The sequence below is a fragment of the Dyella sp. BiH032 genome (assembly GCF_031954525.1).
Lineage (GTDB): Bacteria > Pseudomonadota > Gammaproteobacteria > Xanthomonadales > Rhodanobacteraceae > Dyella_D.
Genome location: NZ_CP134867.1, coordinates 742,552 through 767,736, shown reverse-complemented (window position 1 = coordinate 767,736; position 25,185 = coordinate 742,552). Strand labels below are relative to the sequence as shown.

At 67.7% G+C, this 25,185-nt stretch carries 23 protein-coding genes; 17 read left to right on the top strand and 6 right to left on the bottom strand.

Annotated features, from left to right (window positions below; genetic code table 11):
* Positions 1-103 precede the first annotated feature (103 nt).
* On the bottom strand, positions 104-1,837 hold the full coding sequence (gene gspE, locus RKE25_RS03355; protein ID WP_311840852.1) for a type II secretion system ATPase GspE: 1,734 nt from the start codon (positions 1,835-1,837) through the stop codon (positions 104-106).
* 364 nt (positions 1,838-2,201) lie between these two features.
* Positions 2,202-3,839, bottom strand: coding sequence for a S8 family serine peptidase (locus RKE25_RS03350; RefSeq protein ID WP_311840851.1), 1,638 nt, complete (start codon positions 3,837-3,839; stop codon positions 2,202-2,204).
* 326 nt (positions 3,840-4,165) lie between these two features.
* On the opposite strand from RKE25_RS03350, the gene RKE25_RS03345 reads away from it, so the two are divergent.
* Positions 4,166-4,951, top strand: a complete 786-nt coding sequence (locus tag RKE25_RS03345; RefSeq protein WP_311840850.1) for a TatD family hydrolase — start codon at positions 4,166-4,168, stop codon at positions 4,949-4,951.
* Positions 4,952-5,063: 112 nt separating this feature from the next.
* Here RKE25_RS03345 and RKE25_RS03340 read toward each other — a convergent pair whose 3' ends face one another.
* Together RKE25_RS03340 and RKE25_RS03335 are read right to left on the bottom strand one after the other, a co-directional pair.
* The gene (locus tag RKE25_RS03340; RefSeq protein WP_311840849.1) at positions 5,064-6,008 is read right to left on the bottom strand and encodes an aldo/keto reductase; all 945 of its coding nucleotides are present in this window, start codon (positions 6,006-6,008) and stop codon (positions 5,064-5,066) included.
* Positions 6,009-6,339: 331 nt separating this feature from the next.
* Positions 6,340-6,543 (bottom strand): hypothetical protein, encoded by a 204-nt coding sequence (locus RKE25_RS03335; RefSeq protein ID WP_311840848.1) that lies wholly within the window; start codon positions 6,541-6,543, stop codon positions 6,340-6,342.
* A 107-nt stretch (positions 6,544-6,650) separates the two neighbouring features.
* Here RKE25_RS03335 and RKE25_RS03330 point away from each other — a divergent pair, with 107 nt between their 5' ends.
* The 4 genes from RKE25_RS03330 to RKE25_RS03315 all read left to right on the top strand — a co-directional run bounded on the left by RKE25_RS03330 (position 6,651) and on the right by RKE25_RS03315 (position 9,980).
* Positions 6,651-7,565, top strand: coding sequence for a LysR substrate-binding domain-containing protein (locus tag RKE25_RS03330; protein ID WP_311840847.1), 915 nt, complete (start codon positions 6,651-6,653; stop codon positions 7,563-7,565).
* 99 nt (positions 7,566-7,664) lie between these two features.
* Positions 7,665-8,327 (top strand): NYN domain-containing protein, encoded by a 663-nt coding sequence (locus RKE25_RS03325; RefSeq protein WP_311840846.1) that lies wholly within the window; start codon positions 7,665-7,667, stop codon positions 8,325-8,327.
* Positions 8,328-8,606: 279 nt separating this feature from the next.
* A complete protein-coding gene (locus RKE25_RS03320) occupies positions 8,607-9,434 on the top strand; it encodes a methyltransferase (RefSeq protein ID WP_311842317.1) in 828 nt (275 codons plus the stop codon).
* A gap of 9 nt (positions 9,435-9,443) precedes the next feature.
* Positions 9,444-9,980 (top strand): pseudouridine synthase, encoded by a 537-nt coding sequence (locus RKE25_RS03315; protein WP_311840845.1) that lies wholly within the window; start codon positions 9,444-9,446, stop codon positions 9,978-9,980.
* Positions 9,981-10,166: 186 nt separating this feature from the next.
* Here RKE25_RS03315 and RKE25_RS03310 read toward each other — a convergent pair whose 3' ends face one another.
* Positions 10,167-11,222 carry a TraB/GumN family protein gene (locus RKE25_RS03310; RefSeq protein ID WP_311840844.1) on the bottom strand — a complete coding sequence of 352 codons (1,056 nt, stop codon included), beginning with the start codon at positions 11,220-11,222 and terminating at the stop codon, positions 10,167-10,169.
* A 413-nt stretch (positions 11,223-11,635) separates the two neighbouring features.
* On the opposite strand from RKE25_RS03310, the gene kdpF reads away from it, so the two are divergent.
* The 12 genes from kdpF to RKE25_RS03250 all read left to right on the top strand — a co-directional run bounded on the left by kdpF (position 11,636) and on the right by RKE25_RS03250 (position 24,551).
* Complete coding sequence (kdpF, locus tag RKE25_RS03305) at positions 11,636-11,728, top strand: K(+)-transporting ATPase subunit F (RefSeq protein ID WP_311840843.1); 93 nt, start codon at positions 11,636-11,638, stop codon at positions 11,726-11,728.
* A complete protein-coding gene (gene kdpA / locus RKE25_RS03300) occupies positions 11,725-13,527 on the top strand; it encodes a potassium-transporting ATPase subunit KdpA (protein ID WP_311840842.1) in 1,803 nt (600 codons plus the stop codon). The genes kdpF and kdpA overlap by 4 nt, the downstream gene beginning before the upstream one ends.
* Before the next feature lie 19 nt (positions 13,528-13,546).
* Positions 13,547-15,619 carry a potassium-transporting ATPase subunit KdpB gene (gene kdpB, locus RKE25_RS03295; RefSeq protein WP_311840841.1) on the top strand — a complete coding sequence of 691 codons (2,073 nt, stop codon included), beginning with the start codon at positions 13,547-13,549 and terminating at the stop codon, positions 15,617-15,619.
* A gap of 34 nt (positions 15,620-15,653) precedes the next feature.
* Positions 15,654-15,863, top strand: coding sequence for a hypothetical protein (locus RKE25_RS03290; protein WP_311840840.1), 210 nt, complete (start codon positions 15,654-15,656; stop codon positions 15,861-15,863).
* A 58-nt stretch (positions 15,864-15,921) separates the two neighbouring features.
* Positions 15,922-16,737 (top strand): TorF family putative porin, encoded by an 816-nt coding sequence (locus RKE25_RS03285; protein WP_311840839.1) that lies wholly within the window; start codon positions 15,922-15,924, stop codon positions 16,735-16,737.
* 47 nt (positions 16,738-16,784) lie between these two features.
* Positions 16,785-18,272: an outer membrane beta-barrel protein gene (locus tag RKE25_RS03280; RefSeq protein WP_311840838.1), complete on the top strand. Its 1,488-nt coding sequence runs from the start codon at positions 16,785-16,787 to the stop codon at positions 18,270-18,272.
* A gap of 10 nt (positions 18,273-18,282) precedes the next feature.
* The gene (gene kdpC / locus RKE25_RS03275; RefSeq protein WP_311840837.1) at positions 18,283-18,864 is read left to right on the top strand and encodes a potassium-transporting ATPase subunit KdpC; all 582 of its coding nucleotides are present in this window, start codon (positions 18,283-18,285) and stop codon (positions 18,862-18,864) included.
* A 93-nt stretch (positions 18,865-18,957) separates the two neighbouring features.
* Positions 18,958-21,621, top strand: a complete 2,664-nt coding sequence (locus RKE25_RS03270; protein ID WP_311840836.1) for a sensor histidine kinase KdpD — start codon at positions 18,958-18,960, stop codon at positions 21,619-21,621.
* Entirely contained in the window at positions 21,618-22,316 is a 699-nt protein-coding gene (locus RKE25_RS03265; protein WP_311840835.1) for a response regulator, read from the top strand. The genes RKE25_RS03270 and RKE25_RS03265 overlap by 4 nt, the downstream gene beginning before the upstream one ends.
* Positions 22,317-23,053: 737 nt before the next feature.
* Positions 23,054-23,737 carry an HAD family hydrolase gene (locus tag RKE25_RS03260; RefSeq protein ID WP_311840834.1) on the top strand — a complete coding sequence of 228 codons (684 nt, stop codon included), beginning with the start codon at positions 23,054-23,056 and terminating at the stop codon, positions 23,735-23,737.
* 13 nt (positions 23,738-23,750) lie between these two features.
* A complete protein-coding gene (locus tag RKE25_RS03255) occupies positions 23,751-24,140 on the top strand; it encodes a DUF4440 domain-containing protein (protein ID WP_311840833.1) in 390 nt (129 codons plus the stop codon).
* 87 nt (positions 24,141-24,227) lie between these two features.
* Positions 24,228-24,551: a hypothetical protein gene (locus RKE25_RS03250; protein ID WP_311840832.1), complete on the top strand. Its 324-nt coding sequence runs from the start codon at positions 24,228-24,230 to the stop codon at positions 24,549-24,551.
* Here RKE25_RS03250 and RKE25_RS03245 read toward each other — a convergent pair whose 3' ends face one another.
* Entirely contained in the window at positions 24,552-25,169 is a 618-nt protein-coding gene (locus RKE25_RS03245; RefSeq protein ID WP_311840831.1) for a class I SAM-dependent methyltransferase, read from the bottom strand. It lies immediately after the preceding gene.
* Positions 25,170-25,185 lie beyond the last annotated feature (16 nt).

Here is a 25,185-nt window from a genome sequence, read left to right as displayed (position 1 = left end):
AGCGGGCATCGGGGAATGGGTAACGAGGAAAGGCCGGCGAACGCCGGTGCGACGGAAAGCGGCTACCGGCCGGTTTCCGTTGCCCGTTCGCTGCTTCAGGACATCAGTTCTCCTGCGTGACACGCAGCACCTCCTCGAGCGTGGTGATGCCTGCCACGGCCTTGGCGATGCCGTCCTCGTACATGGTGCGCATGCCTTCGGCGCGTGCCTGGCGCTCGATCTCGCCGGCGTCGGCGCGCTGCATCACCAGGCGGCGCAGCGGATCGCTCATCACCAGGAATTCCATTATGGCGCGGCGGCCGCGGTAGCCGGTGGGATTGGCCGCGCTGCTGCCGGGCTTCCACAGGCGGATGGGGCGCTCGTCGGTATACTTGTGCAGTTCGAACTGCTCGATCACTTCGGGCAGCGCTTCGTAAGGCGTCGCGGTCTCCGGATCCAGCCGGCGCACCAGGCGCTGGGCCAGGATGCCGTTGACGGTGGAACCGAGCAGATAATCCTCCACGCCCATGTCCAGCAGGCGCGTGATGCCGCCGGCGGCGCTGTTGGTGTGCAGCGTGGACAACACCAGGTGGCCAGTGAGCGCGGACTGGATCGCGATGCGGCAGGTTTCCAGGTCGCGCATTTCGCCGATCATGATCACGTCCGGATCCTGGCGCACGATCGAGCGCAGCGCGCCGGCGAAATCCAGGCCGATCTGCGGCTTCACCTGGATCTGGTTGATGCCTTCGATCTGGTATTCGACCGGGTCTTCGACCGTGATGATCTTGACGTCAGGCGTGTTGATCTTCGACAGCGCCGTGTACAGCGTGGTGGTCTTGCCCGAACCGGTGGGGCCGGTGACCAGCAGGATGCCGTGCGGGCGTTCGAGCACGTCGACGAAGCGCTGCTGGAACGAAGGCGTGAAGCCCAGTTCCGAAAAATCGAATATCACCGACTCGCGGTCGAGGATACGCATCACCACCGATTCGCCGAAGCTCGTGGGCACGGTGGATACGCGCAGGTCCAGCTCCTTGCCCTGCACGCGCAGCTGGATGCGGCCGTCCTGCGGCAGGCGGCGCTCGGCGATATTGAGCTTGGCCATGATCTTGACGCGGGAAATCACCGCGGCCGTCGAGCTGGATGGCGGCGCCTCCACTTCGTGCAGCACGCCGTCGATGCGGTAGCGCACCTTCAGGCGATTCTCGAACGGCTCGATGTGCACGTCGGACGCGCGTTGTTCGACCGCGCGCTGCAGGATCAGATTGACCAGACGGATGACCGGCGCCTCGGACGCGAGGTCGCGCAGATGCTCCACGTCGTCTTCCACGGCGCTGCCACCGTCGAGGTTTTCCACGATGGTGCCCATCGCGGAACGTCCGGAGCCGTAGTAGCGCTCGATCAGGTCGTCGATCTCCGAGCGCAGCCCGATGCGCAGCATCACCGGCCGGCCGGCGGCCAGCTCGACGGCCTGTTGCGGATAGGGGTCGGCCGGATCGGAAACCAGCAGGGCGACGCCATCCTCGCCGTCGCGCACGGGCACGACGTGGTGCAGCTTGAGGAAGCGCACGGAGAGGTCCAGTTCCGCCGGCGGCAGTTCGGGCGCGTCGCGCGCCGCCAGCAACGGCGTGGCGAGCAGCTCGGACCACGCCTCGGCCAGGTCGCGCTCGGACACCAGGCCCAGGCGGGCCATCAGCGCGGTGAGCGTGCCTTCGGGCGACTCTTCGTGCAGCCGCCGGGCACGCGCCAGATCGCTGTCTTTCAGCCGTCCACGGGCCACCAGCAGCTCGCACACCGCCGATTCGCGGTCGCTCACTGCGGTTCCTGCCCCGCTGGACGCCGGCTTGGCCACTGCCGACATGCACACACCCCACACTCAAGTCCAAAGGTCACGCCCACGATGCTCCATGCATCGCCCCTTGCGGGCGCGGAAGCTCCATTCGTAACACAACCATCGTGGCAGAGGCGAGCATGACGCAGCGTCGCCGATCGATCGTAAGAAAAAGGCAAAACTATCTGTCTTATTTGCGGTGCGCTGCAGCGTAAAACCGAGACTGCCACCTCCTCATCGAGCCTGCGGCATCGCCGCATGCCTGGCGCCCGCGCGTTCGCCCGCAGCCGGTCCATCTGCTGGAATGCCCGCCGCCTCTCCTTTCCCGGAGACGGCGAAGGCCGGCGCGTCGTGCGCCGGCCTTCGCTTCGTACGGTGGAACGAACCGCCTGCCTCAGGGCTGCGCGCCCGCGGCCTGCACCGCGGCGTACGCATTGAGGATGCCGGCGCCGATCGACTTGGAGTTGCTCGGCTTGACGTGCGGCACCGTTGCGGTCGACTTCAGCAGCGAGGCGACCTGCGTCGAGCTGAGCAGCGACTTGCCCAGCGCCAGGCGGTAGCTCTGCATCAGCGCCACCGCGCCAGCCACGTGCGGCGTGGCCTGGGACGTGCCCGCCATGCCGCCATAGGTGGCTCCCGCCGGCACCGTGGTGCCCGCGTTGATGGTCGACCAGATGAAGCCGGAGGTCGCCTGCGAACCGCTCGAACCGTCATTGGCGTAGACGCCGCCGCCCGGCGCGGCCAGGGTGATGCCCTTGCCGTAGTTGGAGTAGAACGCGCGCCGGCTGGTGATGCCGGTGGCCGCCACCGCGATCACGCCCGGGCAACTGGCCGGCGAGAAGCCGGACACGTTGGCGTTGCTGTTACCGGCCGCCACCACCACGGTCGCGCCACGGTTGATCGCGCCGCTGATCGCCCGGCCCATGACGCTGGTGGACGAGCAGGTGCCGCCGCCGCCCAGGCTCATGCTGATCACCTGCGCCGGATGCTGGTTGTCCGGCACGCCGTCCACGTGGCCGCCCGAAGCCCAGGTCACCGCATCGGCGATGTCACTGTCGTAGCCGCCGCAGTGGCCCAGTACGCGCACCGGCAACACCTTGGCGCCGAACGCGGTGCCCACCATGCCGGTGGAGTTGTTGGTCACCTCGCCGCCGGCGGTGCCGAACACGTGGGTGCCGTGCCAGCTGCTGTCTTCGGCGGGGTTGTTGGCATCCACGCAGCCGCCGTTGCTGGACAGGTACTTGCTGCCGGTGGTCCAGTCGCCGAGGTCCCAGCCGCCCGCCGCGCGGCCATCGGCAGAGCGACCGGATACCAGCGCCGTGCTGATGAAGTCGTAGCCGGCATCCGCCAGGGTGAGGTCGAGATCCGGATGGCTGGTCACGCCGGTATCCAGGCTGGCGATGACCACGCCGCTGCCGTCGGCCAGGCTCCACGCCTGCTGGATGTTGGCGCCGCCCCAGTTGGCCACCGAGGTACCCAGGCTGTTGTCGGCGAAGCCCGTGCCGTTGGCGGCGAGGTAATCCCACTGGTAGCCGGCGTAGTACTGGTCGTTCGGGGTGCCGAAGGTCGCCCCGGCCTGCGGCTGTGCCTTGACCGGCTTGCCCAGCGCGTGGCGCAGGTAATCCGGCTGGACGAACTCCACCGCCGGATCGGCCGCGATCTGCTGCACGAACTGGCGCGTCTCGGCCGCGTTCAACCGGCGCGACGTGGTGACCAGGTCGCCACCGCTGGCGAGCTTGCGCTTGTAGTTCAGGCCCAGCGCGCGGCCGCCCACCTGGAGCGTACCCGCCGCGGCGCCCGCGAGCTGCGCCTTGCCGGCGGCGGCCGACATCGCCTGCACGGCAGCCGCCGGGCTGGCACGTTCGGTACTGCCATCGCGATAGACCACGATGAAGCGGTCGTAGCCGGCGCCGTCCTGTACCGAGCTCAGATCGAAACGGGCATGGGCCGAGAGGTCTTCCGCCGCCGCGGCCGGCAGGCTGAGGGCCAGCAGCAGCGAGGCGGCCAGCAACTTCACTTGCGAACGATTCATTCGAACTCCCTTGTGTCTGGATGGATGACGCGGAGGCGCCTCCATGTTTCGGCGCCGGCCGGCACGCCCTCCCCAGAGCGCAGAACCCGGCCGCCGGGCCCGGCCCGGTTCCTCCGTTGGAACGTCCTTGATCGCGGGTAAGCCTGAATGGCCGACCCGGAGTTGACGCTAACAACACAAATGCGTAGGAAATGTCGACGTCGTCCCATTAACTTGCGACTTGCCGGTCAGGAAGGGGACGCTGCCAGCGGCACAGGTCATGCCCGCCTTTGCCCGGCAGCGCCTGCGTCGGGGACAATGGCGCTTTGCCCGGACCCCGCGGACCCATGCAGCTGCTCGACATCGGCGCCAACCTGACCCACGAATCCTTCCGCCATGACTTCGACGAAGTGATGCAGCGGGCGCGCGAGCACGGTGTGCTGCGCATGGTGGTCACCGGCGCCTCGCGCGAGGGCAGCGTCCACGCGCTGGAGCTGGCCCGCCGCCACCCGGGCGAGCTGTACGCGACGGCCGGCGTCCACCCGCACCATGCGGTGGAATACGACGACGAGACGGACGCCCTGCTGCGCGAGCTCCATGCCCACCCGGAAGTGCGCGCCGTCGGCGAGACCGGCCTGGACTACCACCGCAACTATTCCCCTCGCGAGGTGCAGCTGGCCGTATTCGAGCGCCAACTGCGCATCGCCGCGGACCTGGGCAAGCCCCTGTTCCTGCACCAGCGCGACGCGCACGAGGACTTCCTCGCCCTGCTGCGGCGCTACCGCGACAAAGTGCCGGCGGCGGTCGTGCACTGCTTCACCGACACGCGGGAGGCGCTGCGCGACTACCTGGCGCTGGACTGCCACATCGGCATCACCGGATGGATCTGCGACGAGCGCCGCGGCACGCACCTGCGGGAACTGGTGAAGGAGATCCCGGCCGACCGGCTGCTGATCGAGACCGATGCGCCGTACCTGCTGCCGCGCACGGTGAAACCGCAGCCCAGCCACCGCCGCAACGAGCCCATGTATCTGCGCCATATCTGCTACGAGATCGCACGCGATCGCGGAGAGCCGGTGGAAGTCACCGCCGCGCACAGCACGGCGGCAGCGGAAAAATTCTTCGGGCTTTGAGCGCGTCGCCACCAGGCTGAGCAACGGCGCCTTCGTGGCGCCGTTCTTTTGACCATGTTGCGTGAGGCGCCGGGACGGCCGAGATGGCGCGTGCTCCGTGCGTGGCCTTGCGTCAGGCGCTGGCCAGGTCGAGCCGCGCGATCTCCTCGCGGCTCAGCTCCAGCTTCGCCGCGCCGAGCAGCTCGTCGAGCTGCTCCACGCTCGTGGCGCTGGCGATCGGCGCGGTGATACTCGGGCGCGCCATCAGCCACGCGAGCGCCACCTGCGAGGGCGTGGCGCGATGCGCCGCGGCAACCTCGTCCAGCGCAGCGAGCACACCCAGGCCGCGCGGATCGAGGAACTTGCGCACGGCTCCGGAACGGGCAGCGCTCTTGCCCAGATCCGCCTCGCTGCGGTACTTGCCGCTGAGGAAGCCGCTGGCCAGCGCGTAATAGTTGATGACGCCGACCTGCTCCTTCGTGACCAGCGGCTCCAGGTGCTTCTCGTATTCCCCGCGCACCATCAGGTTGTACTCCGGCTGCAGGCTCTCGTAGCGCGGCAGGTGGTGGCGCGCGGAAACTTCCAGCGCCTCGGCGAAGCGGTCGGCGCCGTAGTTGGAGGCGCCGATGACGCGCACCTTGCCCTGCTCGATCAACCGGGCGAAGGCGCCCAGCGTTTCGTGCAGCGGCACGCTGGCATCGTCCTCGTGCGCCTGGTAGAGATCGATGTAATCCGTCTGCAGCCGCTTGAGCGAACCCTCGACCGCCTGCTGGATATTGATCGGCGACAGGCCCTTGTGCTCGGCCCACTTGGCCACCTTGGTGGCGATCAGCACGCGATCGCGCTTGCCGCTCTGCCGCAGCCACTTGCCGATGATGGTTTCCGACTCGCCGCCGCGATTCCCGGGCGCCCACGCCGAATACACGTCCGCGGTGTCGACCAGGTTGAAGCCGGCGTCGACGAAGCGGTCCAGCAGCTCGAACGAGCGCTTTTCGTCGACGCTCCAGCCGAACACGTTGCCGCCGAAGGCGAGCGGCGCCGTGGAAAGGGAGGAGCGGCCAAGGCGGCGGTGCTGCATGGTGTCGAATCCTTTGTCGAGGCGGGCGTCATTCGGGGCTGGCCATGCGGCCATTGCCCATCACGCGAAGGAATTCAGGGTACCCCTCGGGGAATTCAAGCGGGATGAAGTGCGCAAGCCGAGGTTGTTGGTAGGACGCCAATAAGCATTCCGCACAGATGCCGAACCGCACGGCCCCCGGCTCCACTAGGCCTGTCGGGACATCGGCGACGCGGGTAGGGCGAGGCCAAGGCGGCGAGCCAGGGTAAGTTCGAACAGGCGGTGCGCTCATTCAGTGTGAAGGCCCGTGACTGGTCCCTCCACCGGACGGTGCCGGCCATGCGTAAAAACATCAGGTCGGCGAACAGGTCTGGCCGCACGGCGAAACGTTCCCGCGCGGCTGTGCGCTCTTGCTCGCAGACGACCCGAAGCCAAGGCGCGAGCGGCGATCCCGCGGCTTCGGTGCAGGCGCCGGCTTGTCGGCGAGCCGGCGGGCGAGATCGGCATTGGCGATATGTCCATGCAGGAACAGCAGGTCGGTCCACAGCGAACTCATGACAACCCTCCCGAGATATCCGCCAGCTGGCGGCCAGCTCAAGATAGACATCCGAAATACCGCGCCAAAGCGATATATTCGCAAGCCAGCCTTGAGGGAAATTCAACATGGCACGCATCTCGCTGGACCTGCTGCAGCAGTTCGTCGCCGCCGCCCGGCTGGGCAATCTGTCGCGCGCCGCCGAACAGGCCAATCTCACGGTGAGCGCGCTCAGCCACCAGATCCGGCAGCTCGAGCAGCGCGTGGAGCGTCGGCTGTTCGACCGTGGCCCGCGCGGCGTGCAGCTGACCGCCGAAGGCCGCCGGCTGCTGGAGGCGGTGGGCCACCACTTCGAAGGCATCGACCGGGCCATGGCCACCTATCGCTGCCGCCGTGAAGAAGCGCTCACGCTGAGCGCGAGTCCCGGCGTGATGAGCAGCTGGCTGGTGCCGCGCCTCGCTCGCCTGGTCGCGGCGCATCCGGAACTGGAACTCAACCTGCAATCGAGCGTGCTGCTGGTGGATTTCGAACGCGACCCGGTCGACGCCGCCGTGCGCTACGGTCGCGGCGAGTGGCCGGGCGTGGAGAGCGAGCAGCTGTTCGGCGAATGGATCGCGCCGGTGGCCTCCACCGCACTGCTGGAACGCATGCGCGGCACGGACCCCGCCGATCTCGGCGCCTGGCCGCTGCTCGGCGATCCGGGCCACCGCTGGCGGGACTGGTTCGAGACCTTCGGCGGCACGCCCCCACGCCGCTACGTAGCGCAGTTCGATACCACCGATGCGCTGCAGCGCGCCGCGCTGGAAGGCATGGGCGTGGCGCTGGGCCGCATGGTCACCGCGCGGCCGCTGGTCGAGGCGGGGCTGCTGCACGTGCTGGGCGAACGCTACATGCATATTTCGGAGGCGTACTACCTGGTGTATCCGCCACGCTCGCTGGGGCACGCGGGCTTGCGCGTGTTCCGCGACTGGATCCTGTGCGAAGCGTCGGCCTATGCGCAGACCATGGCCTACGCCGCGGGTCAGCGCGTGAGCACGGCGTGAAGAACGTCGGTTGCATCGCTTAGAATGGCGGCGCCGGCCGCTATGGGCCGGCGCTTTTGTTTTTGCATGCCCACACAGCAACGACCATAAGGATTTCCTATGCCCAGTACCGCCATCCTCGTCGACGGCGCGTTCTTCCTTGCGCGCTACCGCAAAGTGTGGGGCGAACGCGATGCCAATGACGCCCGCACCGTCGCCAAAACGGTCTTCGGCATGGCGCTGGAGCACCTCAAGGCACTGGACCGCCCGCGCGAAGCGCTCTACCGCATCTTCTTCTACGACTGCCCGCCGCTGGAGAAGAGCTTCATCCGCCCTATCAGCGGTGACACGTACGACTTTTCGCGCACCGGGGCGGCCGGTTTTCGCCGCGAGCTGCACGACCAGCTGCGCCGCCAGCGCAAGATGGCGCTGCGCCTGGGCCGCCTGGCCGAGCGCGGGGAGTGGAAACTCAAGCACCAGGCCTACCAGCAACTGCGCGACGGCATCCTGCACTGGGACGACCTGGGCGACGAGCACTTCGAGCCGGACATGCGCCAGACCCAGGTCGACATGAAGATCGGCATCGACATCGCCGCGCTCACCTACAAGAAACTGGTCGACCAGATCATCCTGGTCGCGGGCGACGCCGATTTCATTCCGGCGGCGAAGCTGGCCCGCTACGAAGGCATCGATTTCATCCTCGATCCGATGTGGCAGGGCATCGCGCCGGACCTGCACGAGCACATCGACGGCCTGCAATCGGTGTGCCCCCGCCCGTTCTGAGCGCGCTGCCTACACGGCGCGCTCACTGTCCATCCACCAAACGTAGACATGGCGGGCACGAAAACGCGTGTCAGGGCGACACCGATCAATATCGCCGGCGTCATGATGTCTGGAAGGCCCGCAGGCCTCCGGGCAGACAGCGCTGGTGACGTCGGCGATACTTGATCAGTATCACCCTAACCTGCCTTAGCACTTCTCAGGGACCGCCTCATGCCGACGATCCGTTCTTTCGCCCCCGCGCTGGCCGCCGCCCTGCTGGCGGCATGCACCGGCAACTCCATGCCCGCCAACGCCCAGGAAGCGCAGGACCAGCCGGCCGGCGGCGCCCTGGTGCCGCCGACCAGCGCCACTGACTTCACCGCCGCGCAGTTGGACAACGTCCTGGCAGGCAGCTGGCGTTCGGAGAAGAACCGCGCGCGCGACGCCTACCGCCACCCCAAGGCGACGCTGCAGTTCTTCGGCATCCGGCCTGACCTGAAAGTCATCGAGATCACGCCCGGCAGCGGCTGGTACACCGAGATCCTCGCCCCTCTGCTGAAGGACAACGGCAGCTACACCGCCGCCGTGAAGAAGTCCGGCAGCGAGGCCGGCGACGGCGGCTTGCGCGCGAAGTTCGCCGCCGATCCGGAGCACTACGGCAAGGCGCAGATCGTCGAATACGACCCGAAGGCGCCGTCGTTCGGGCCCGCCGGCCAGGCAGACCTGGTGCTGACCTTCCGCAACGTGCACAACTGGGTGGAAGACGACAGCGCTCCGGCGATGTTCAAGGCCTTCTACGCCGCGCTGCGCCCGGGCGGCGTGCTCGGCGTGGTCGATCACCGCGCCGCGGACGGCGCCAAGCTCGAAGAGGTCAAGGAAAGCGGCTACCTGCCTACGCCCTTCGTGATCAAGCTCGCCACCGACGCCGGCTTCAAGCTGGACGCGCAGAGCGAGGTCAACGCCAATCCGAAGGACACCAAGGACTACCCCAAAGGCGTATGGACGCTGCCGCCCACCCTGACCCTAGGCGAGCAGGACAAGGCCAAGTATCAGGCGATCGGCGAGTCCGACCGCATGACCTTGCGCTTTATCAAACCGGAGAGTTCGACGCAGACCGCCGCGCACTGAACGCGGCGCATGCTGCTCGCGCTCAACAAGCCGTTCAACGTGCTGTGCCAGTTCAGCCCCGAAGGGGGAAAGCGGACGCTGGCCGAGTTCGTGCGGCAGAAGGACGTCTATCCCGCCGGCCGGCTCGACTACGACAGCGAAGGGCTGCTGCTGCTCACCGACGATGGCCGGCTTGCGCACCAGCTCACCGACCCGCGGCACAAGCAGCCGAAGACGTATCTGGTGCAGGTCGACGGCGCGATCACCGACGCGGCCGTCGCGCAACTGCGTGCCGGCGTGACGCTCAACGACGGACCGACCCTGCCCGCCGGCGCCGAACATACCGACGAACCGTCGTGGTTGTGGCCACGCGATCCGCCGGTGCGATTCCGGAAAAACATTCCCACCAGCTGGATCAGCGTGACCCTGCGCGAGGGCCGCAACCGGCAGGTGCGGCGGATGACGGCGGCGGTGGGATTTCCGACGCTGCGACTGATCAGGGTGAAGATCGGGCCGTATGCGCTGGAAGGGCTGGCGCCCGGGGAAACGCGGGTTCTGGACAGCTAGTGAAGTGCTTCTTCCCCTGGGGAAGGATGCCGTCCATGGGATTCCCTTCGGCCGCCGTCGATGGTGGGCCGGATTCCGCGAATCCATTCAGCGCAGCGAAGCAAGCGATCCGCGAGGTCTGACTCAGCGCTCCGCCCGGCCTTCACCCCAGCCCTCTCCCCGGAGGGGAGATGGAGTTCGCACGTATCAGTTCGAAGGTTGCGGATCGTCTTCGTCTGGCGCGGTGACCGTGTAGCCGCGCGCCTTCAGCTTCGCCAGCAGGCCTTTCGGGGACAGCACGTCGTCCATCGGCAGCAAGGCGAAAGTCTGCGCGTTGGCGCCCACGGCGCGATCCACCGCTGCCATCCACGTCGCCTCGACTTTCCCAGGCACGTCTTTCAAGCCCAGCTTCTCGGCGAAGCCCGCGCCGGTGATCGCCTCGATGCAGGCCTCGCGCTGATCGTTCATCGGCAGGCTGCGCAGCGCCTCGATGTCGCCCACCGCCCACGCGTTGGCGCGCGCGGTCACGCTGCCGAGGCCGTGCTCCACGGTATCCAGGGTCTGACTGAAGCACTGCTTGTCTTCCATGGAAGAGGTCTTGAAGGTCTTCAGCGCTGCGCGTGGCTCCTCGATGATCATCTCGTAGCGGGTCGCCGTGACCTTCACGCCATGCTTCTTCGCCAGCGCGCGCACGGTGTCCTTCACGCCGCCGGACGCATTGAGGCCGCTGCGCTTGACCGCCTTCTCGTACAGCTCGACGGCCGCGAAAATCGGGCGCCAGCTCTCCACGCTCCGATCGTTGCCGAGGTACTGCTGCTTGAGCGTCTCCCAGCGTGCGTATTGGTCCGCCGGCAACGCTTCGCGCAGAGTGACGCCGTCCGGATTCTTGCGCGCGCCGATCAGCGAGGGCAGCAGGAACAGCTTGCCGAAGAAGCTCGCCTTCGGCTTGATGCCGACCGACGGTGCGGTAAGCACTTCCTGCGAGGCGGCGATGACCTCCTCCACCTCGTCGGTCTTCCACTGCATGTGCTCGGGCAGCGGCGAAAGCGTGCCCAGCACGTACATCACGTGATCGCCCTTGCGCACCTTCCACAGGCCGGGCCCCGGCACCACGCCGCTGACCACGACGGATTCGAGATTGGTGACCGAACCGGCCGGCGCCGGAGTGGACGAAGCCGCAGGTACCGGCGCGGATGCCTGCTGCGCGAACGCGGGCACGGCGGCGCTCAGCGCCAGCCAGAGGGCAACAGGTACCAGGCGCATAAGTGTCGGGGCTCCATGAGGTGAACGGCGACCGGCGGCGGGGACCGCCCGCCCCGCGACCGCGGGACGGCCGTCGGACCCAAGCATGGCACGAAAGGTTCAAAACTCTCACTGAATGTTCCTAGGCGCGGCCAGGGCACGGCAACCGGCCGCCCGGACAAAAATTTACGCGTTCTATACGCGGGGGCGCCCGCTCGCTACCCCTTTCTTATGCGGCGGTTCCGACAATGCACACCGTTGCAAACGACAGTGCTTCGCCCCTATGGACGCCCTCTATCTCCTCTTTTCGTTCGTGCTCTTCGCGGTGTCGATCGGCTTCCTGCTGATCTGCGACCGCCTGGGCCGGCGCCCCTGACCGGACGCCGCCGTCCGGCGGCATCCGCGCCCGATCGCGCACTCGCGGGAATCCCACCATGACTTTCCTCTACGCCGTGGCCGCTGTGATCGCAGTGGCCTTGTTGGGCTACCTGTGCGTGGCCCTGCTCAAGCCGGAGTGGTTCGAATGACCACCAACGATTTCATCCAGATCGCCATCTATCTGGTCGTGCTCATGCTGCTGATCAAGCCGGTCGGCAGCTACATGGCGATGGTGTTCGCCGAAACGCCCAACCGCGTGACGCGCTTCGGCGCGCCCGTGGAACGCGTGCTGTACCGGCTTTCCGGCATCCGCGCCGGCGAGGACATGGGCTGGCGCCGCTACGCGCTGGCCATGCTGATCTTCAACATGGCCGGCCTGCTGGTGGTGTACCTGCTCCAGCGCGTCCAGCAGTGGCTGCCGCTCAATCCGCAGCACTTCGCCGCGGTGACGCCGGATTCGGCCATGAACACCGCCATCAGCTTCGCCACCAATACCAACTGGCAGGGCTACGGCGGCGAAAGCACCATGAGCTACCTGACCCAGATGCTGGGCCTGGCGGTGCAGAACTTCCTGTCGGCGGCCACCGGCATCGCCGTGCTGATCGCCGTGGTGCGCGGCTTCAGCCGCCGCAGCTCGATGTCGATCGGCAACTTCTGGGTCGACATGACGCGCAGCACGCTCTACATCCTGATGCCGTTCTCGCTGATCATGACCTTGCTGCTGGTCTCGCAAGGCGTGGTGCAGAACCTCAAGCCGTATGTCGACGTACCGCTGACCCAGCAGATCACCCAGGTCGAACAGATCAAGGACGCGGCGGGCAACCCGGTCAAGGACGCCAAGGGCAATCCAGTGACCAGGGAGTCGCCGGTGTCCACCCAGACCCTGCCCATGGGCCCGGCCGCGTCGCAGATCGCGATCAAGCAGCTGGGTACCAACGGCGGCGGCTTCTTCAATGCCAACTCGGCGCATCCGTACGAGAACCCGACGCCCTTCAGCAACTTCCTCGAGATGCTGGCGATCTTCGTGATCCCCGGCGGCCTCTGCTACACCTTCGGCGTGCTGGTCGGCGACCGGCGCCAGGGCTGGGCGATCCTCGCCACCATGCTGCTGATCTTCGTTCCGCTCGCAATCGGCGCGGTCGCCGCCGAGCAGGCAGGCAACCCCGCGCTGCACGGCCTGGCGGTGGACCAGCAGGCCAGCGCGCTGCAGGCCGGCGGCAACATGGAAGGCAAGGAAACGCGCTTCGGCATCGCCGCGAGCGGCCTGTTCACCACGATCACCACCGCCGCTTCGTGCGGCGCGGTGAACAACATGCACGACTCGCTCACCCCGCTGGGCGGCCTGGTGCCGATGTGGCTGATGCAGCTGGGCGAGGTGATCTTCGGCGGCGTGGGCTCGGGCCTGTACGGCATGCTGGCCTTCGCGGTGGTGGCGGTGTTCATCGCCGGCCTGATGGTGGGCCGCACGCCCGAGTACATCGGCAAGAAGATCGAAGCCCACGAAATGAAAATGGCAAGCCTGGCCGTGCTGCTGCCTTGCGCGCTGGTGGTGGTGGGCACTGCCGTCGCGGCGATGTCGCCGGCCGGCGCAGCGGGCGTCGCCAACCCCGGTGCCCACGGTTTCAGCGAACTGCTGTACGCGGTCAGCTCGGCCTCGAACAACAACGGCAGCGCCTTCGGCGGCCTTTCCGCGAACACCCCGTTCTGGAACGTGCTGCTGGGCATCTGCATGTTCCTGGCGCGCTTCCCGCTCGCCATCGCGATGCTCGCCATGGCCGGCTCGCTGGCCGCCAAGCGCCACGTGCCGCCTTCGGCCGGCACGCTGCCGACGCATACGCCGCTGTTCGTGACCTTGCTCGCATGCATCGTGATCGTGGTGGGCGCGCTGACCTTCCTGCCGGCGCTGGCGCTCGGTCCGATCGCCGAATTCCTGATGTCGGCCCACTGATTCGAAGGGATAACGTTTCATGACTTCCCATACCCATGCGGTTCGCACGTTCGATCGCGAACTGATTCTCAAGGCCGTCGCCGACTCCTTCCGCAAGCTGTCGCCGCGGACGCAGTTCCGCAACCCGGTGATGTTCGTGGTGTTCGTGTGCAGCGTGCTGACCACCTTGCTGTGGTTGCAGGCGCTGTCCGGCCACGGCGAAGCGCCGACCGGCTTCATTTTCTGGGTGACGGTGTGGCTGTGGTTCACCCTGCTGTTCGCCAACTTCGCCGAGGCGCTGGCCGAAGGCCGCGGCAAGGCCCAGGCCGCCGCGCTGCGCGGCACGCGCAAGGACGTCATCGCCAAGAAGCTGGCCGGACCGCAGCGCGATGCGGCCGTCACCTTCGTGCCGTCGAGCGACCTGCGCACCGGCGATCACGTGCTGGTGGAAGCCGGCGAACAGCTGCCCGGCGACGGCGAAGTCGTGATCGGTGCGGCGAGCGTGGACGAAAGCGCCATCACCGGCGAATCCGCGCCGGTGATCCGCGAGTCCGGCGGCGACCGCAGCGCGGTCACCGGCGGCACCCGCGTGCTGTCGGACTGGCTAGTGGTGCGCATCACCGCCAACCCGGGCGAGAGCTTCCTGGACCGCATGATCGCGATGGTGGAAGGCGCCGCCCGGCGCAAGACGCCGAACGAGATCGCGCTGACCATCATGCTGGCCAAGTTCACGCTGATCTTCCTGCTGGCCTGCGCGACGCTGCTGCCGTACTCGATCTACAGCGTACAGGCCGCCGGCCAGGGCAACCCCATCACGCTCACCGTGCTGATCGCGCTGCTGGTCTGCCTGATCCCGACCACCATCGGCGCGCTGCTCTCGGCCATCGGCATCGCCGGCATGGACCGCATGATCCGCGCCAACGTGATCGCCACCTCCGGCCGCGCGGTGGAAGCCGCCGGCGACGTCGACGTGCTGCTGCTGGACAAGACCGGCACCATCACGCTCGGCAACCGCCAGGCCGTCGCCTTCCTGTCGGCACCGGGCGTGGAGGAAGCCATCCTGGCCGACGCCGCCCAGCTCGCCTCGCTTGCCGACGAAACGCCCGAGGGCCGTAGCGTGGTGGTGTTGGCGAAAGAACGCTTCGGCCTGCGCGAGCGCCAGCTGGAGGAAGGCCATGCCGTGTTCGTACCGTTCACCGCGCAGACCCGCATGAGCGGCGTGGACATCGGCGAGCGCCGTATCCGCAAGGGTGCGCTGGACGCAGTCGAACGCTACCTCGACGCCGCCGGCAGCCACATGCCGCCGCTGGTCAGGCGCATGGCCGAGGACGTCGCGCGCCGCGGCGCCACCCCCCTCATCGTGGTCGAAGGCTCCACCGCGCTGGGCGTGATCGAGCTGAAGGACATCGTCAAGGGCGGTATCCGCGAGCGTTTCGCAGAGATGCGCCGGATGGGCATCAAGACCGTGATGATCACCGGCGACAACCCGCTGACCGCCGCGGCCATCGCGGCCGAGGCGGGCGTGGACGACTTCCTCGCCGAAGCCACGCCGGAAGCCAAGCTGAAATTGATCCGCAAGATCCAGGCCGAGAACCGCCTCGTGGCGATGTGCGGCGACGGCACCAACGACGCCCCCGCGCTGGCCCAGGCCGACGTGGCGGTGGCGATGAACACCGGCACGCAGGCGGCCAAGGAAGCCGGCAACATGGTGGACCTCGACTCCAACCCCACCAAGCTGATCGAGGTGGTGGAGATCGGCAAGCAGATGCTGATCACGCGCGGCGCGCTGACGACGTTCTCCATCGCCAACGACATCGCCAAGTACTTCGCGATCATTCCGGCCGCCTTCGCCACCACCTACCCGGCGCTCAACACGTTGAACGTGATGAAGCTCGCCACGCCGCAGAGCGCGATCCTGTCGGCGGTGATCTTCAACGCGCTCATCATCATCTTCCTGATTCCCTTGGCGCTGAAGGGCGTGAAGTACCGCGCTCTGGGCGCCGGAGCCTTGCTGCGGCGGAACCTGCTGGTCTACGGCCTGGGCGGCATCGCCGTGCCGTTCATCGGCATCAAGCTGATCGACATGCTACTGGTGCTGCTCGGCCTGGCCTGAGCGCGATTTCCGCTATCCCATCGAGGTCTTCCGCATGCAAACGCTCAAGCTTTCCGTCTCGCTGCCCGACGCCACCCATCCGGACATGGAGCTGCGGCTGTCGGTCCCGGGCGCGGACAGCGACGTCGTCATCGCCCTGCCCACGCGCGGGCGCGAAGCGCCAGCTGCCCGGTCGCCGGACGGTACCGAGCCGTCCGCCGGCGCGGACGACGAGTACGCCCTCGGCGGTTACGCCGGCATCTGAGCCGGCGCGGTCATCCACCTGCGCGCCACGCGAAGAAGCGCGGCGCGGGAGTCAACCCATGAAGCGTCAACTGATGGCCGCCGCGGCCATCCTGTTCTCACCCTTCGGCGCCGACGATGCGCTCGCCGACGACGAAACCAGCACGCCCGTCGTCGTCAGCGGCAACGCCAGCGTCGTGTCGGACTACGTGTTCCGGGGCCTGACCCAGACCTGGGCCAGACCCGCTGTGCAGGGCGGGGTCGAGGCCACCGCCGGCGGTTTCGTGGCCGGCGCCTGGGGGTCGAGCGTCAGCGAGCACAGCTATCCTGGCGGCACGATGGAGCTGGACCTCTATGCGAGCTACGGCCGCGCCATCGATGACGACTGGAGCTGGCGCACAGGCGTGTACGGGTACCTCTATCCGGGCGCCAATCTCGACCAGGCCCGCCTGCCGGCGCGCTCCTTCACCACGGTCGAAGCCAACGCCTCGGTGAGCTGGAAGCGGCTGACCCTGAAGTACAGCCGCGCCGCGACCGATTACTTCGGCGCCGACCGCGAGCAGGGCTATACCGGCAGCACCCGCGGTACCGGCTATCTGCAGCTGGACGCCTCCCTTCCGCTGGCCGACCGGTGGAGCATGGACCTGCACGCGGGCCGCACGCGCTATCGCCGCTCGCTGGCGCAGCCGCTGCCGAGCGGGGAACGCAACCCGAGCTACAGCGACTACGGGGTCACGCTGAAGTACCAGGCCGGGGAGCGCTGGTCGGTCGCGCTGGGATTGACCCACGCCACCAACGGCGATTTCTACCGCCGCACGTCCAGCTTCATCCGGGCGGGGGAGTACCGCCATGCCGGCGGCACCCGAGCCTTCGTCGCCTTGCAGCGCACGTTCTGAAACGGTTCGTTATCGAGGGCCGCCAGGCCCATCCTTTAGAGGCATGTATGCAACTCCGTAAAACACTCGCCGCCGCCTGCCTGCTCGCCTTCGCGCCGCTGTCCCAGGCCATGGCCCACGCGGACGACCTCGGCCCCGCACCGGCCGCCGCACCGGCCGCCAGCAGCGACTGCTCCGCCGGCTTCTTCTCGCGCCTGGCCGCGGCTTACCGCGAGGACGCGCAACCGGCCGATCCGAACGCGCCCGCGCCCAAGCGGCGCGGCCTGGACGCGCCGTTCTCCTCGCCGCCATTCCCGTCCGCCGAATGGCAGCTCGGCGGCGTCGAGTATCCGATCGGCGTACCCAACGAGAATTCGCAGTATCCGCTGGAGAAGGCCCTGGCCTGCACGCGCGTGGGCCACTGGATGCAGGACAACCGCATCGAGGTCTATGGCTGGATCAACCCCTCGATGAACATCAGCTCATCCAGCCATACCAACTACCCCCTGTCGTATGCCACGCGTCCCAATCGCGTGGAGTTCGACCAGTTCCTGTTCCGCATCCAGCGCGTGCCGGACACGGTGCAGACGGACCACATCGACTGGGGCTTCCATTTCGACGACCTGTACGGCTACGACTACCACTACACGACGATGAAGGGCGTCACCAGCGACCAGCTGCTGCACCATCCTCGTCCGAACAGCGCGCTCAACGGCAAGATCTACGGCAACGACCCGATGATCGCTTACATCGACCTGTACATCCCGTGGGTGGCGCAGGGCATGGTGATCACGGCCGGCCGCTATCTTTCGCTGCCTGACATCGAGGCGCAGTTTTCCCCGAACAACTATCTGCTGACGCACTCGGTGCTGTACACGGTCGACGCCTACACCAACATGGGTGTCATCACGACCACCAAGCTCAACGACCAGTGGACCCTGCAGCTGGGCGTGCACGGCGGCGACGATTCGGCGATCTGGGACAGCACCAGCCGCCTGAGTGCGCAGGCCTGCGTACGCTGGGTGTCCAAGTCGAACGACGACATGCTCTATCCCTGCGTGGAGTCGTACAACCACGCCAAGCAGACCTATAACAACCTGCAGGAATTCGTACTCACCTGGGGGCACCGCTTCACTCCCGAGGTGCACATGCTGACCGAGACCTACCGCATCTACGTGCGTGACCAGGCGCTGGCCACGGACCCGTCGCAGTCGCACGCGCCGACCGGCAAGCCAGGCTATCCGCTGGGCGAAGCCCCCGATTTTCCGCTGGGCCGCAGCTCGGCGTTCGGCGTCGTCAACTACCTCAATATCGAGCTGGATCCCAGCAACATGCTGTCAGTGCGCAACGAGTTCTACCGCGACCTGCAGGGCCAGCGCACCGGCTTCGCCACGCGCTATTCCAGTCACACGGTGGGCATGACGCACTGGGTGTCCCAGGACCTCGAGATCCGCCCGGAACTGCGCTACGAGCACGCCTATGATTTCCCCGCCTACGACGGCGGCCGCAAGAACCACCAGATGACCGCGTTGGTCGACGCGATCCTGCATTACTGAGGAAATGGCCATGTTCAAGTTGATCCGCAACGCATTCGTCATGCTGCTGCTGATGACGGCCATCACCGGCGTGGCCTATCCGCTGGTGTCGACCGGCCTCGCGCAGGTGCTGTTCCCTACGCAAGCCAACGGCAGTCTGGTGATGAAGGACGGCAAGGCGGTCGGTTCCAGCCTGATCGGACAGTCGTTCACCGAGCCGAAGTACTTCTGGGGACGACCGTCGGCGACCTCGCCGATGGCCAACAACGGCGCATCGTCCACCGGTTCCAATCAGGGGCCGACCAACCCTGCCCTGACGGATGCCATCAAGCAGCGAATCGATGCGCTGCGCACGGCCGACCCGGGCAACGCCGCACCGGTGCCGGTGGATCTGGTCACCGCCTCGGGCAGCGGCCTGGATCCGGAGATCAGCCCCGCCGCCGCGCAATACCAGCTGGCGCGCGTGGCGAAAGTGCGGAACCTGGACCCGGCCAAGGTGCAGCAGCTGGTGGCGCAGGCCACAAGCGACCGCCAGCTCGGCGTGTTGGGCGAGCCCCGCGTGAACGTGCTGCAGCTCAACCTGGCCCTGGACGCCTTGCAAGCGCCACGTTGAACTCCTTCCGCCGCCGCCGGCGTTCTCCCGGGCTAACCGGCGGCAGCGGCAAGGTTCTACATTACGCGTCACCGATGGGTTTCGAGCGTCCGCATGTCTGATCTTCCGAGGGAATTGCGCGCCGATGCGCTGCTCGACAGCGTCCAGGAAGAACGCGGCCGGCGGCTGAAGATCTTCCTCGGTGCCGCGCCCGGCGTCGGCAAGACTTTCGCCATGCTCTCGGCCGCGCGCGAACTGAAGCGCCAGGGCGTGGACGTGGTGGTCGGCCTGGTGGAAACCCACGGCCGCGCCGAGACGCAGGCCCTCATCGAGGGGCTCGAAGTGCTGCCCCGTCGCCAGGTCGACTATCGCGGGCGCGAATTCACCGAGTTCGACCTGGACGCCGCGCTGGCGCGCAGGCCCGCGGTGATCCTGGTCGACGAGCTGGCCCATCGCAATCTGCCGGGCGGTCGCCACGAGCGCCGCTGGCAGGACATCGCCGAACTGCTGGATGCCGGCATCGAGGTCTACACGGCGCTCAATGTGCAGCACCTGGAAAGCCTCAACGACCAGGTACGGCGCATCACCAACGTCACCGTGCGCGAGACCGTGCCCGATGCCTTCCTCGATCGCGCGCGCGATATCGTGCTGGTCGACCTGCCGCCGCGCGAGCTGATCCAGCGCCTGAAGCAGGGCAAGGTCTACGTGCCGGAAACCGCCGCGGCCGCGCTGGATGCGTTCTTCTCGCCCACCAACCTGGGCGCGCTGCGCGAACTGGCCGTGGATACCGTGGCCGGCCACGTAGACAGCGACCTGCGCGGCCACATGCTCGCACGCGGTGGCGCGATGCCGGTGCGGCGGCGTGTGCTGGCAGCGATCGACGGCCATGCGCAGAGCGAATACCTGGTGCGCGTCGCGCGCCGCATCGCCGAGCGTCGCGGCGCGCCCTGGAGCGTGGCCTTCGTCGCCACCGGCACCGAACTGGACGACAAGCGGCGCGAGCAGCTCGATGCCGCCATGCGGCTGGCGCGTCGGCTCGGCGGCGATACGGTGGTACTGCGCGGGCATGCCGTGGCGGACGAACTGCTCGCGCACGCCGGCCGCGAGGGCGTCGGCCAGATCATCCTCGGCCGCACGCGCGAGCGGCCGCTGGCGCGCATGCTCGGCATATCGCTCACCCAGCGGCTGCTGCGACGCGGCGCGCACCTGGAGCTGACCATCATCGCCACGCCGGCCGAACGGCTGCAGTCGCGCCTGCGGCTGCGCATGCCGGGCGGTCGCGGGCGGCGCGACGAATACATCTACGCCACGCTCGCCGCGCTGGCGGCATTCGGACTGGCCTTCATTGCCGACCGCTACCTGTCGGTGGCCAACCTGGCGCTGATCTTCCTGACCGCCGTGCTGGTGGTGGCGGTGCGCACGCGCATGGCGGTGGCCGTCTATACGGCGACGCTCTGCTTCCTCGGCTACAACTTCTTTTTCGCGCCACCGCGCTACACGCTGGTGATCGCCAACTTCGACGACGTACTGGCGGTATGCCTGTTCTTCGTCGCGGCGCTGGTGTGCAGCCGGCTGGCGACGCGGTTGTCCAGCCAGGTGGAATCGATGCGCTCCGCGCACGCGCATATGCGCGCCCTGCTCGCGCTGGGCCAGCGCCTGACCGCCAGCACCGATGCCACGGCCGTGCGCGACGCCGGCGCGGCGGCACTGGCGCAGGCGCTGCGTTGCGACGCCGCGATCCTGATGCGCGATCCGTCCAAGATCCTGCAGGTCGCGGCCGTGTCGCCGCGCGATTTCCGGCTTACCGCGCAGGACCTGGGCGCGGCGGACTGGAGCGAGTCCCACGCCGAGGCCGCTGGACGCTATACCGACACGCTCAATGCCGCGCCCTGCTGGGTGCTGCCCCTGGGCGGCGAGGGCCGCCCCCTAGGCGTGGCCGCGATGCGTTTTTCGCCGGAGCAGAAGGACCTCTCGCCCGACCAGCGCAGCCTGGCGCTGGCCATGGTGCAGGACATCGGCCAGGCGCTGGAACGCGCACGCCTGGCCGACGAACTCGAAGGCGCGCGTGTGCAGGGCGAGACGGAGCGGCTGCGCAATGCCTTGCTTTCTTCCGTCTCGCACGACCTGCGCTCGCCGCTCGCGTCCATGATCGGCTCGGCCGGCACGCTATCTTCCTACTGGGAACAGCTTCCGCCCGGCGAGCGCCAGGAACTGCTGGATGCGATCCTCGGCGAGGGCCAGCGGCTGGACCGCTACATCCAGAACCTGCTGGACATGACGCGCCTCGGCCATGGCACGCTCAAGCTCAACCGCGACTGGACCGACGTGGCCGAGATCGTCGCCGCCGCCGTCGGACGCCTGCACAAGCTGTTCCCCGAACTGAAGGTGGATACGCTGCTTCCGCCGGGCACGGTGCTGCTCTACGTGCACCCTGCGTTGATCGAGCAGGCGCTGTTCAACATCCTGGAAAACGCCGCGCGCTTCTCGCCGCCCGGCGCGGCGGTGCGCGTGCTGGTCCGTACCGCCGACGAAAAACTCACCATCGATGTGAGCGATCGTGGCCCCGGCATTCCGGAGGACGAGCGGGCACGCATCTTCGACATGTTCTATTCGGTCGCGCGCGGCGACCGCGCCCCGCAGGGCACCGGCCTCGGCCTGGCCATCTGCCGGGGCATGATCGGCGCGCACGGCGGCAGCGTGGAGGCCTTGCCCGGCGACGGCGCCGGCACCACCATCCGCATTACCTTGCCGCTGCCGACCCCGCCCCAGAACCCATGACCGCTGCCGCCCCCTGCGTGCTCGTGATCGACGACGAGGCGCAGATCCGCAAGTTTCTCGACATCGGCCTGCGCGCCGAGGGCTACGACGTGGTGCTCGCGGCAAACGCGGAGGAAGGCCTGGCCAAGGCCGCCACGCGCTCGCCGGACCTGGTCATCCTGGATATCGGCCTGCCCGACCGCGAGGGCCACGAGGTATTGGCCGAGCTGCGCCAGTGGACGCAGGTGCCGGTGCTGATGCTTTCGGTGCGCGATGCGGAGATCGAAAAGGTGCGCGCGCTCGACGCCGGCGCCAACGATTACGTGACCAAGCCCTTCGGCATCCAGGAGTTGATGGCGCGTCTGCGCGCCCTCCTGCGCAACCGCCCGGGCGAGCCCGAGCCGGCCGCGCAGCGCTATGACGACGGCCGCCTCGCCATCGACCTGGCGCGACGCGAGGTCCATCTCGATGGCGAACCGCTCGCACTTACCCGCAAGGAATACGCGGTGCTCGCCATGCTGCTGCGCCACGCCGGCCGCGTGGTGACGCAACAGCAGCTGCTGCGCGAGATCTGGGGCCCGACGCACGTGCAGGACACGCACTATCTGCGCATCGTGCTCGGCAAGCTGCGGCAGAAGCTGGGCGATGATCCCACGACGCCGCGGTGGCTGAAGACGGAGCCGGGCGTGGGGTATCGGTTTTTGACGCAGGGGTGATGCTGCGCTGAGCATTGGCGCAGCAATACCAACGTTTCCGCGAGCACCCGCCCCTCATCCCGCCTTCTCCCCGGAGGGGAAGGAGAAGTGAATACCGAGGCAAACAGCAACGACCAAACAAGAGCGAGCGAAGCGACGCTCCGTGTCGCTCTTGATCTCCCGGGTTCCCTTCGCGGCGGTGAGGGCTAGACGATCAGGCCGCCGAAGGCGGGCGGGGACAGGGATGTCCCCGCCTTTTCGATCAGGGCATGGATGCCCTGTCGAAAAGCCCGGCTAGCCCTCAACGCACCCGGAGCAGCGAAGGCTGCGGAGGGCGCCGCGCAGGGTGCCCTTCTTCTTGGTTACTTCTTCTTGGGCAAGCAAGAAGAAGTAACTCGCTCTCCGGCAGGAGAGCGAAGTCCTCGCCCCGCGAGGGGCGAGACCAGACTGGCCATGAGGCGACAGCCGAGCGCTGTCGCCACTGGATGACTCGCTGCGCTCGCCCCTTCGGGCATTCTCCGCGCCACGCGCGCCCTCCGGCCTACGCCGGAATGACGGCTATATGAGAGGCAGCGCCAGAGACAAACGCATATCCGGCAGGAGAACCCCAGGCTCGCGGAACAACACGACACACACACCACAACGACACAGCCGAACCGCAACCCAAAACCGGCGGCATCACGCAACACCAGTCCCTTCACCACCACCCCCACACCAAATCAGCGAAACTGTGCCCCCCGCACAGGAGAACCTCCCTCATGTCCCGCCCCCGAACCGCCTTCCTGTTCGACCTCGACGGCACCCTGGTCGACAGCGTCTACCAGCACGTCCTTGCCTGGAAGGAAGCCCTCGACGCCGAAGGCGTGGAACTGTCGGTGTGGCGCATCCACCGCAAGATCGGCATGAGCGGTGGCCTGTTCACCAACATCCTGCTGCGCGAGACCGGGCTGGAGATCACCGAGGAACGTCTGCAGCGGCTGCATCAACGGCACGTCGAAGCATTCAACCGGCAGCACTCGCAGGGACTGGTTCGCCCCCTGCCCGGCGCGCGCGAGCTGCTCGCGTATCTGACCGAGCAGGCCTATCCCTGGGCGATCGCCACCAGCGGGCGCATGGCCACGGCGGCGCACAACATCGAGGCGCTGGGCGTCGATCCGTCCAAGGTGCCGGTGATCACGCGCGACCAGGTGCGCCACGCCAAGCCGGATCCGGATCTGTTTCTCGCTGCAGCGGAAAAGCTGGGCGTGGACATCCAGCATTCGCTGGTGATCGGCGACAGCATCTGGGACATGCTGGCCGCGCAGCGCGCCCGGGCGCTCGGCGTCGGGCTGCTCTCCGGCGGCTATGGCGAGGCCGAGCTGTCGAGCTCGGGCGCGTTCCGCGTGTACGACGATCCCGCGGATCTGCTCAAGCACATCGACGAAGTCGCGGCGCGGTCTTGAGCGACGCAACGCCATGAAGCCGACCGCGCAGGAGCTGGCCGAGGTGGCACGGGAGCTGGCGAGTCGCGAGCCGATCTTCCATCGCCCGGCGTTCGGCACGACGCGTGCGGATATGGAGCGGCAGATCGACGCGGCATTCCACGAGGTGGGCGCTTCCGGCCGGCGTTACAGCCGCGGTGACGTCCTGGATGTGCTGGAAGCGCGGCATCGCGATGGCGTGCAGGAAGCACCGCTCGAACCATCCGGGCTGCGCTGCGTGCACATCGCGGGCGACGCCTATCTGGTGACCTACGATCTGCGACAGGGCGACCGACTCACGCGACGCGCGACGATCTGGCGCCGCGACGTCAACGGCATGTGGACGATCCTCTATCACCAGGGCACTGTCGCCACGGATGGTTGAAGCAGGCGCAGGCGTGTCAGGCGGGATTCACCGCCAGGACGTCTTCCCGGATTAGTCTGAAGCCTCAGTAATTTCGGGATCGTTGCCATGCGCCGATTCGCTTTTCTGCCGCTCGCCGTGATCGTGGCCGCCTGCTCCGCGCCGCAGGCTCCGCAACCGGAGAAACAGCCCAAGCCGCAAGCCGCCGCATCAGCGCCGGCGAACGCCACACTCGGCTCGCACGAGTGGTACCAGTGGGTCGACCGGCGCCTCCAGGTCAGCGACGACGAAGCGCACGGCCCGGATTACGGCTCCGCCGAGTGGAACGCCGCCGTGCAGCGCAAGCTCGGCCAGGAGGCGCCGCGGGCGCAGCCGGGGTCGCCGGAATGGCAGCAGGCAGTGGACGCGCTACTGCGCACACGCGTGCAGTAATCAGGCACGCCGAAGGAGGCGCACCCAGGTGAAGCGTTGCTCCGCGCCGCCGGGCACGCGATGGATTTCCCTGGCGCTTTCAAGCAACTCGTAGCCAGCGCCGAATGCGGCGTGCAGCGCTTCCGCATCGTAGCGGGCGACGGGAAGCCCGCTGCAACGCTCTGGACCGTCTTCCGCGAAGGTGGCGACGATCACCTGCGCGTCCGGCTGTATGCAGGCATTCAAGCTATGCATGTAACGGACGCGTTCGGCAGGATCGACCAGGAAATGAAACACCGCGCGGTCGTGCCATAGCGCGTACCGTTTCGGCGTGACGAAGGCAAGCACGTCGTCCTCGATCCAGGTGATGCGATCCGCCGCCGCGCCCAGCCGCTCGCGCGATTGGCGCAGCGCGGCCGAAGCGATGTCCAGCACGGTGACATCGTCGTATCCCAGCCTCAACAGCTCGTCGGCGAGGGTGGAGGCTCCGCCGCCGACATCGATGACTGAGGCCTCCTTGGGCATGCCACTGCGCGCGATCATCGCCAGCGACATGTCGGGCCGGCGCTGGTACCAGCTCACCGCGTCGACGGTGCGGGAACGGTAGATTCTGTCCCAATGCGCTTGGCGGTTGCTCATGGCATCTCGGCCTTGG

Bases quoted from the DNA above. Each gene is read 5' to 3' on its own strand.
- gspE (WP_311840852.1), bottom strand. From the start codon at position 1,837: ATGTCGGCAGTGGCCAAGCCGGCGTCCAGCGGGGCAGGAACCGCAGTG.
- RKE25_RS03350 (WP_311840851.1), bottom strand. From the start codon at position 3,839: ATGAATCGTTCGCAAGTGAAGTTGCTGGCCGCCTCGCTGCTGCTGGCC.
- RKE25_RS03345 (WP_311840850.1), top strand. From the start codon at position 4,166: ATGCAGCTGCTCGACATCGGCGCCAACCTGACCCACGAATCCTTCCGC.
- RKE25_RS03340 (WP_311840849.1), bottom strand. From the start codon at position 6,008: ATGCAGCACCGCCGCCTTGGCCGCTCCTCCCTTTCCACGGCGCCGCTC.
- RKE25_RS03335 (WP_311840848.1), bottom strand. From the start codon at position 6,543: ATGAGTTCGCTGTGGACCGACCTGCTGTTCCTGCATGGACATATCGCC.
- RKE25_RS03330 (WP_311840847.1), top strand. From the start codon at position 6,651: ATGGCACGCATCTCGCTGGACCTGCTGCAGCAGTTCGTCGCCGCCGCC.
- RKE25_RS03325 (WP_311840846.1), top strand. From the start codon at position 7,665: ATGCCCAGTACCGCCATCCTCGTCGACGGCGCGTTCTTCCTTGCGCGC.
- RKE25_RS03320 (WP_311842317.1), top strand. From the start codon at position 8,607: ATGCCCGCCAACGCCCAGGAAGCGCAGGACCAGCCGGCCGGCGGCGCC.
- RKE25_RS03315 (WP_311840845.1), top strand. From the start codon at position 9,444: ATGCTGCTCGCGCTCAACAAGCCGTTCAACGTGCTGTGCCAGTTCAGC.
- RKE25_RS03310 (WP_311840844.1), bottom strand. From the start codon at position 11,222: ATGCGCCTGGTACCTGTTGCCCTCTGGCTGGCGCTGAGCGCCGCCGTG.
- kdpF (WP_311840843.1), top strand. From the start codon at position 11,636: ATGACTTTCCTCTACGCCGTGGCCGCTGTGATCGCAGTGGCCTTGTTG.
- kdpA (WP_311840842.1), top strand. From the start codon at position 11,725: ATGACCACCAACGATTTCATCCAGATCGCCATCTATCTGGTCGTGCTC.
- kdpB (WP_311840841.1), top strand. From the start codon at position 13,547: ATGACTTCCCATACCCATGCGGTTCGCACGTTCGATCGCGAACTGATT.
- RKE25_RS03290 (WP_311840840.1), top strand. From the start codon at position 15,654: ATGCAAACGCTCAAGCTTTCCGTCTCGCTGCCCGACGCCACCCATCCG.
- RKE25_RS03285 (WP_311840839.1), top strand. From the start codon at position 15,922: ATGAAGCGTCAACTGATGGCCGCCGCGGCCATCCTGTTCTCACCCTTC.
- RKE25_RS03280 (WP_311840838.1), top strand. From the start codon at position 16,785: ATGCAACTCCGTAAAACACTCGCCGCCGCCTGCCTGCTCGCCTTCGCG.
- kdpC (WP_311840837.1), top strand. From the start codon at position 18,283: ATGTTCAAGTTGATCCGCAACGCATTCGTCATGCTGCTGCTGATGACG.
- RKE25_RS03270 (WP_311840836.1), top strand. From the start codon at position 18,958: ATGTCTGATCTTCCGAGGGAATTGCGCGCCGATGCGCTGCTCGACAGC.
- RKE25_RS03265 (WP_311840835.1), top strand. From the start codon at position 21,618: ATGACCGCTGCCGCCCCCTGCGTGCTCGTGATCGACGACGAGGCGCAG.
- RKE25_RS03260 (WP_311840834.1), top strand. From the start codon at position 23,054: ATGTCCCGCCCCCGAACCGCCTTCCTGTTCGACCTCGACGGCACCCTG.
- RKE25_RS03255 (WP_311840833.1), top strand. From the start codon at position 23,751: ATGAAGCCGACCGCGCAGGAGCTGGCCGAGGTGGCACGGGAGCTGGCG.
- RKE25_RS03250 (WP_311840832.1), top strand. From the start codon at position 24,228: ATGCGCCGATTCGCTTTTCTGCCGCTCGCCGTGATCGTGGCCGCCTGC.
- RKE25_RS03245 (WP_311840831.1), bottom strand. From the start codon at position 25,169: ATGAGCAACCGCCAAGCGCATTGGGACAGAATCTACCGTTCCCGCACC.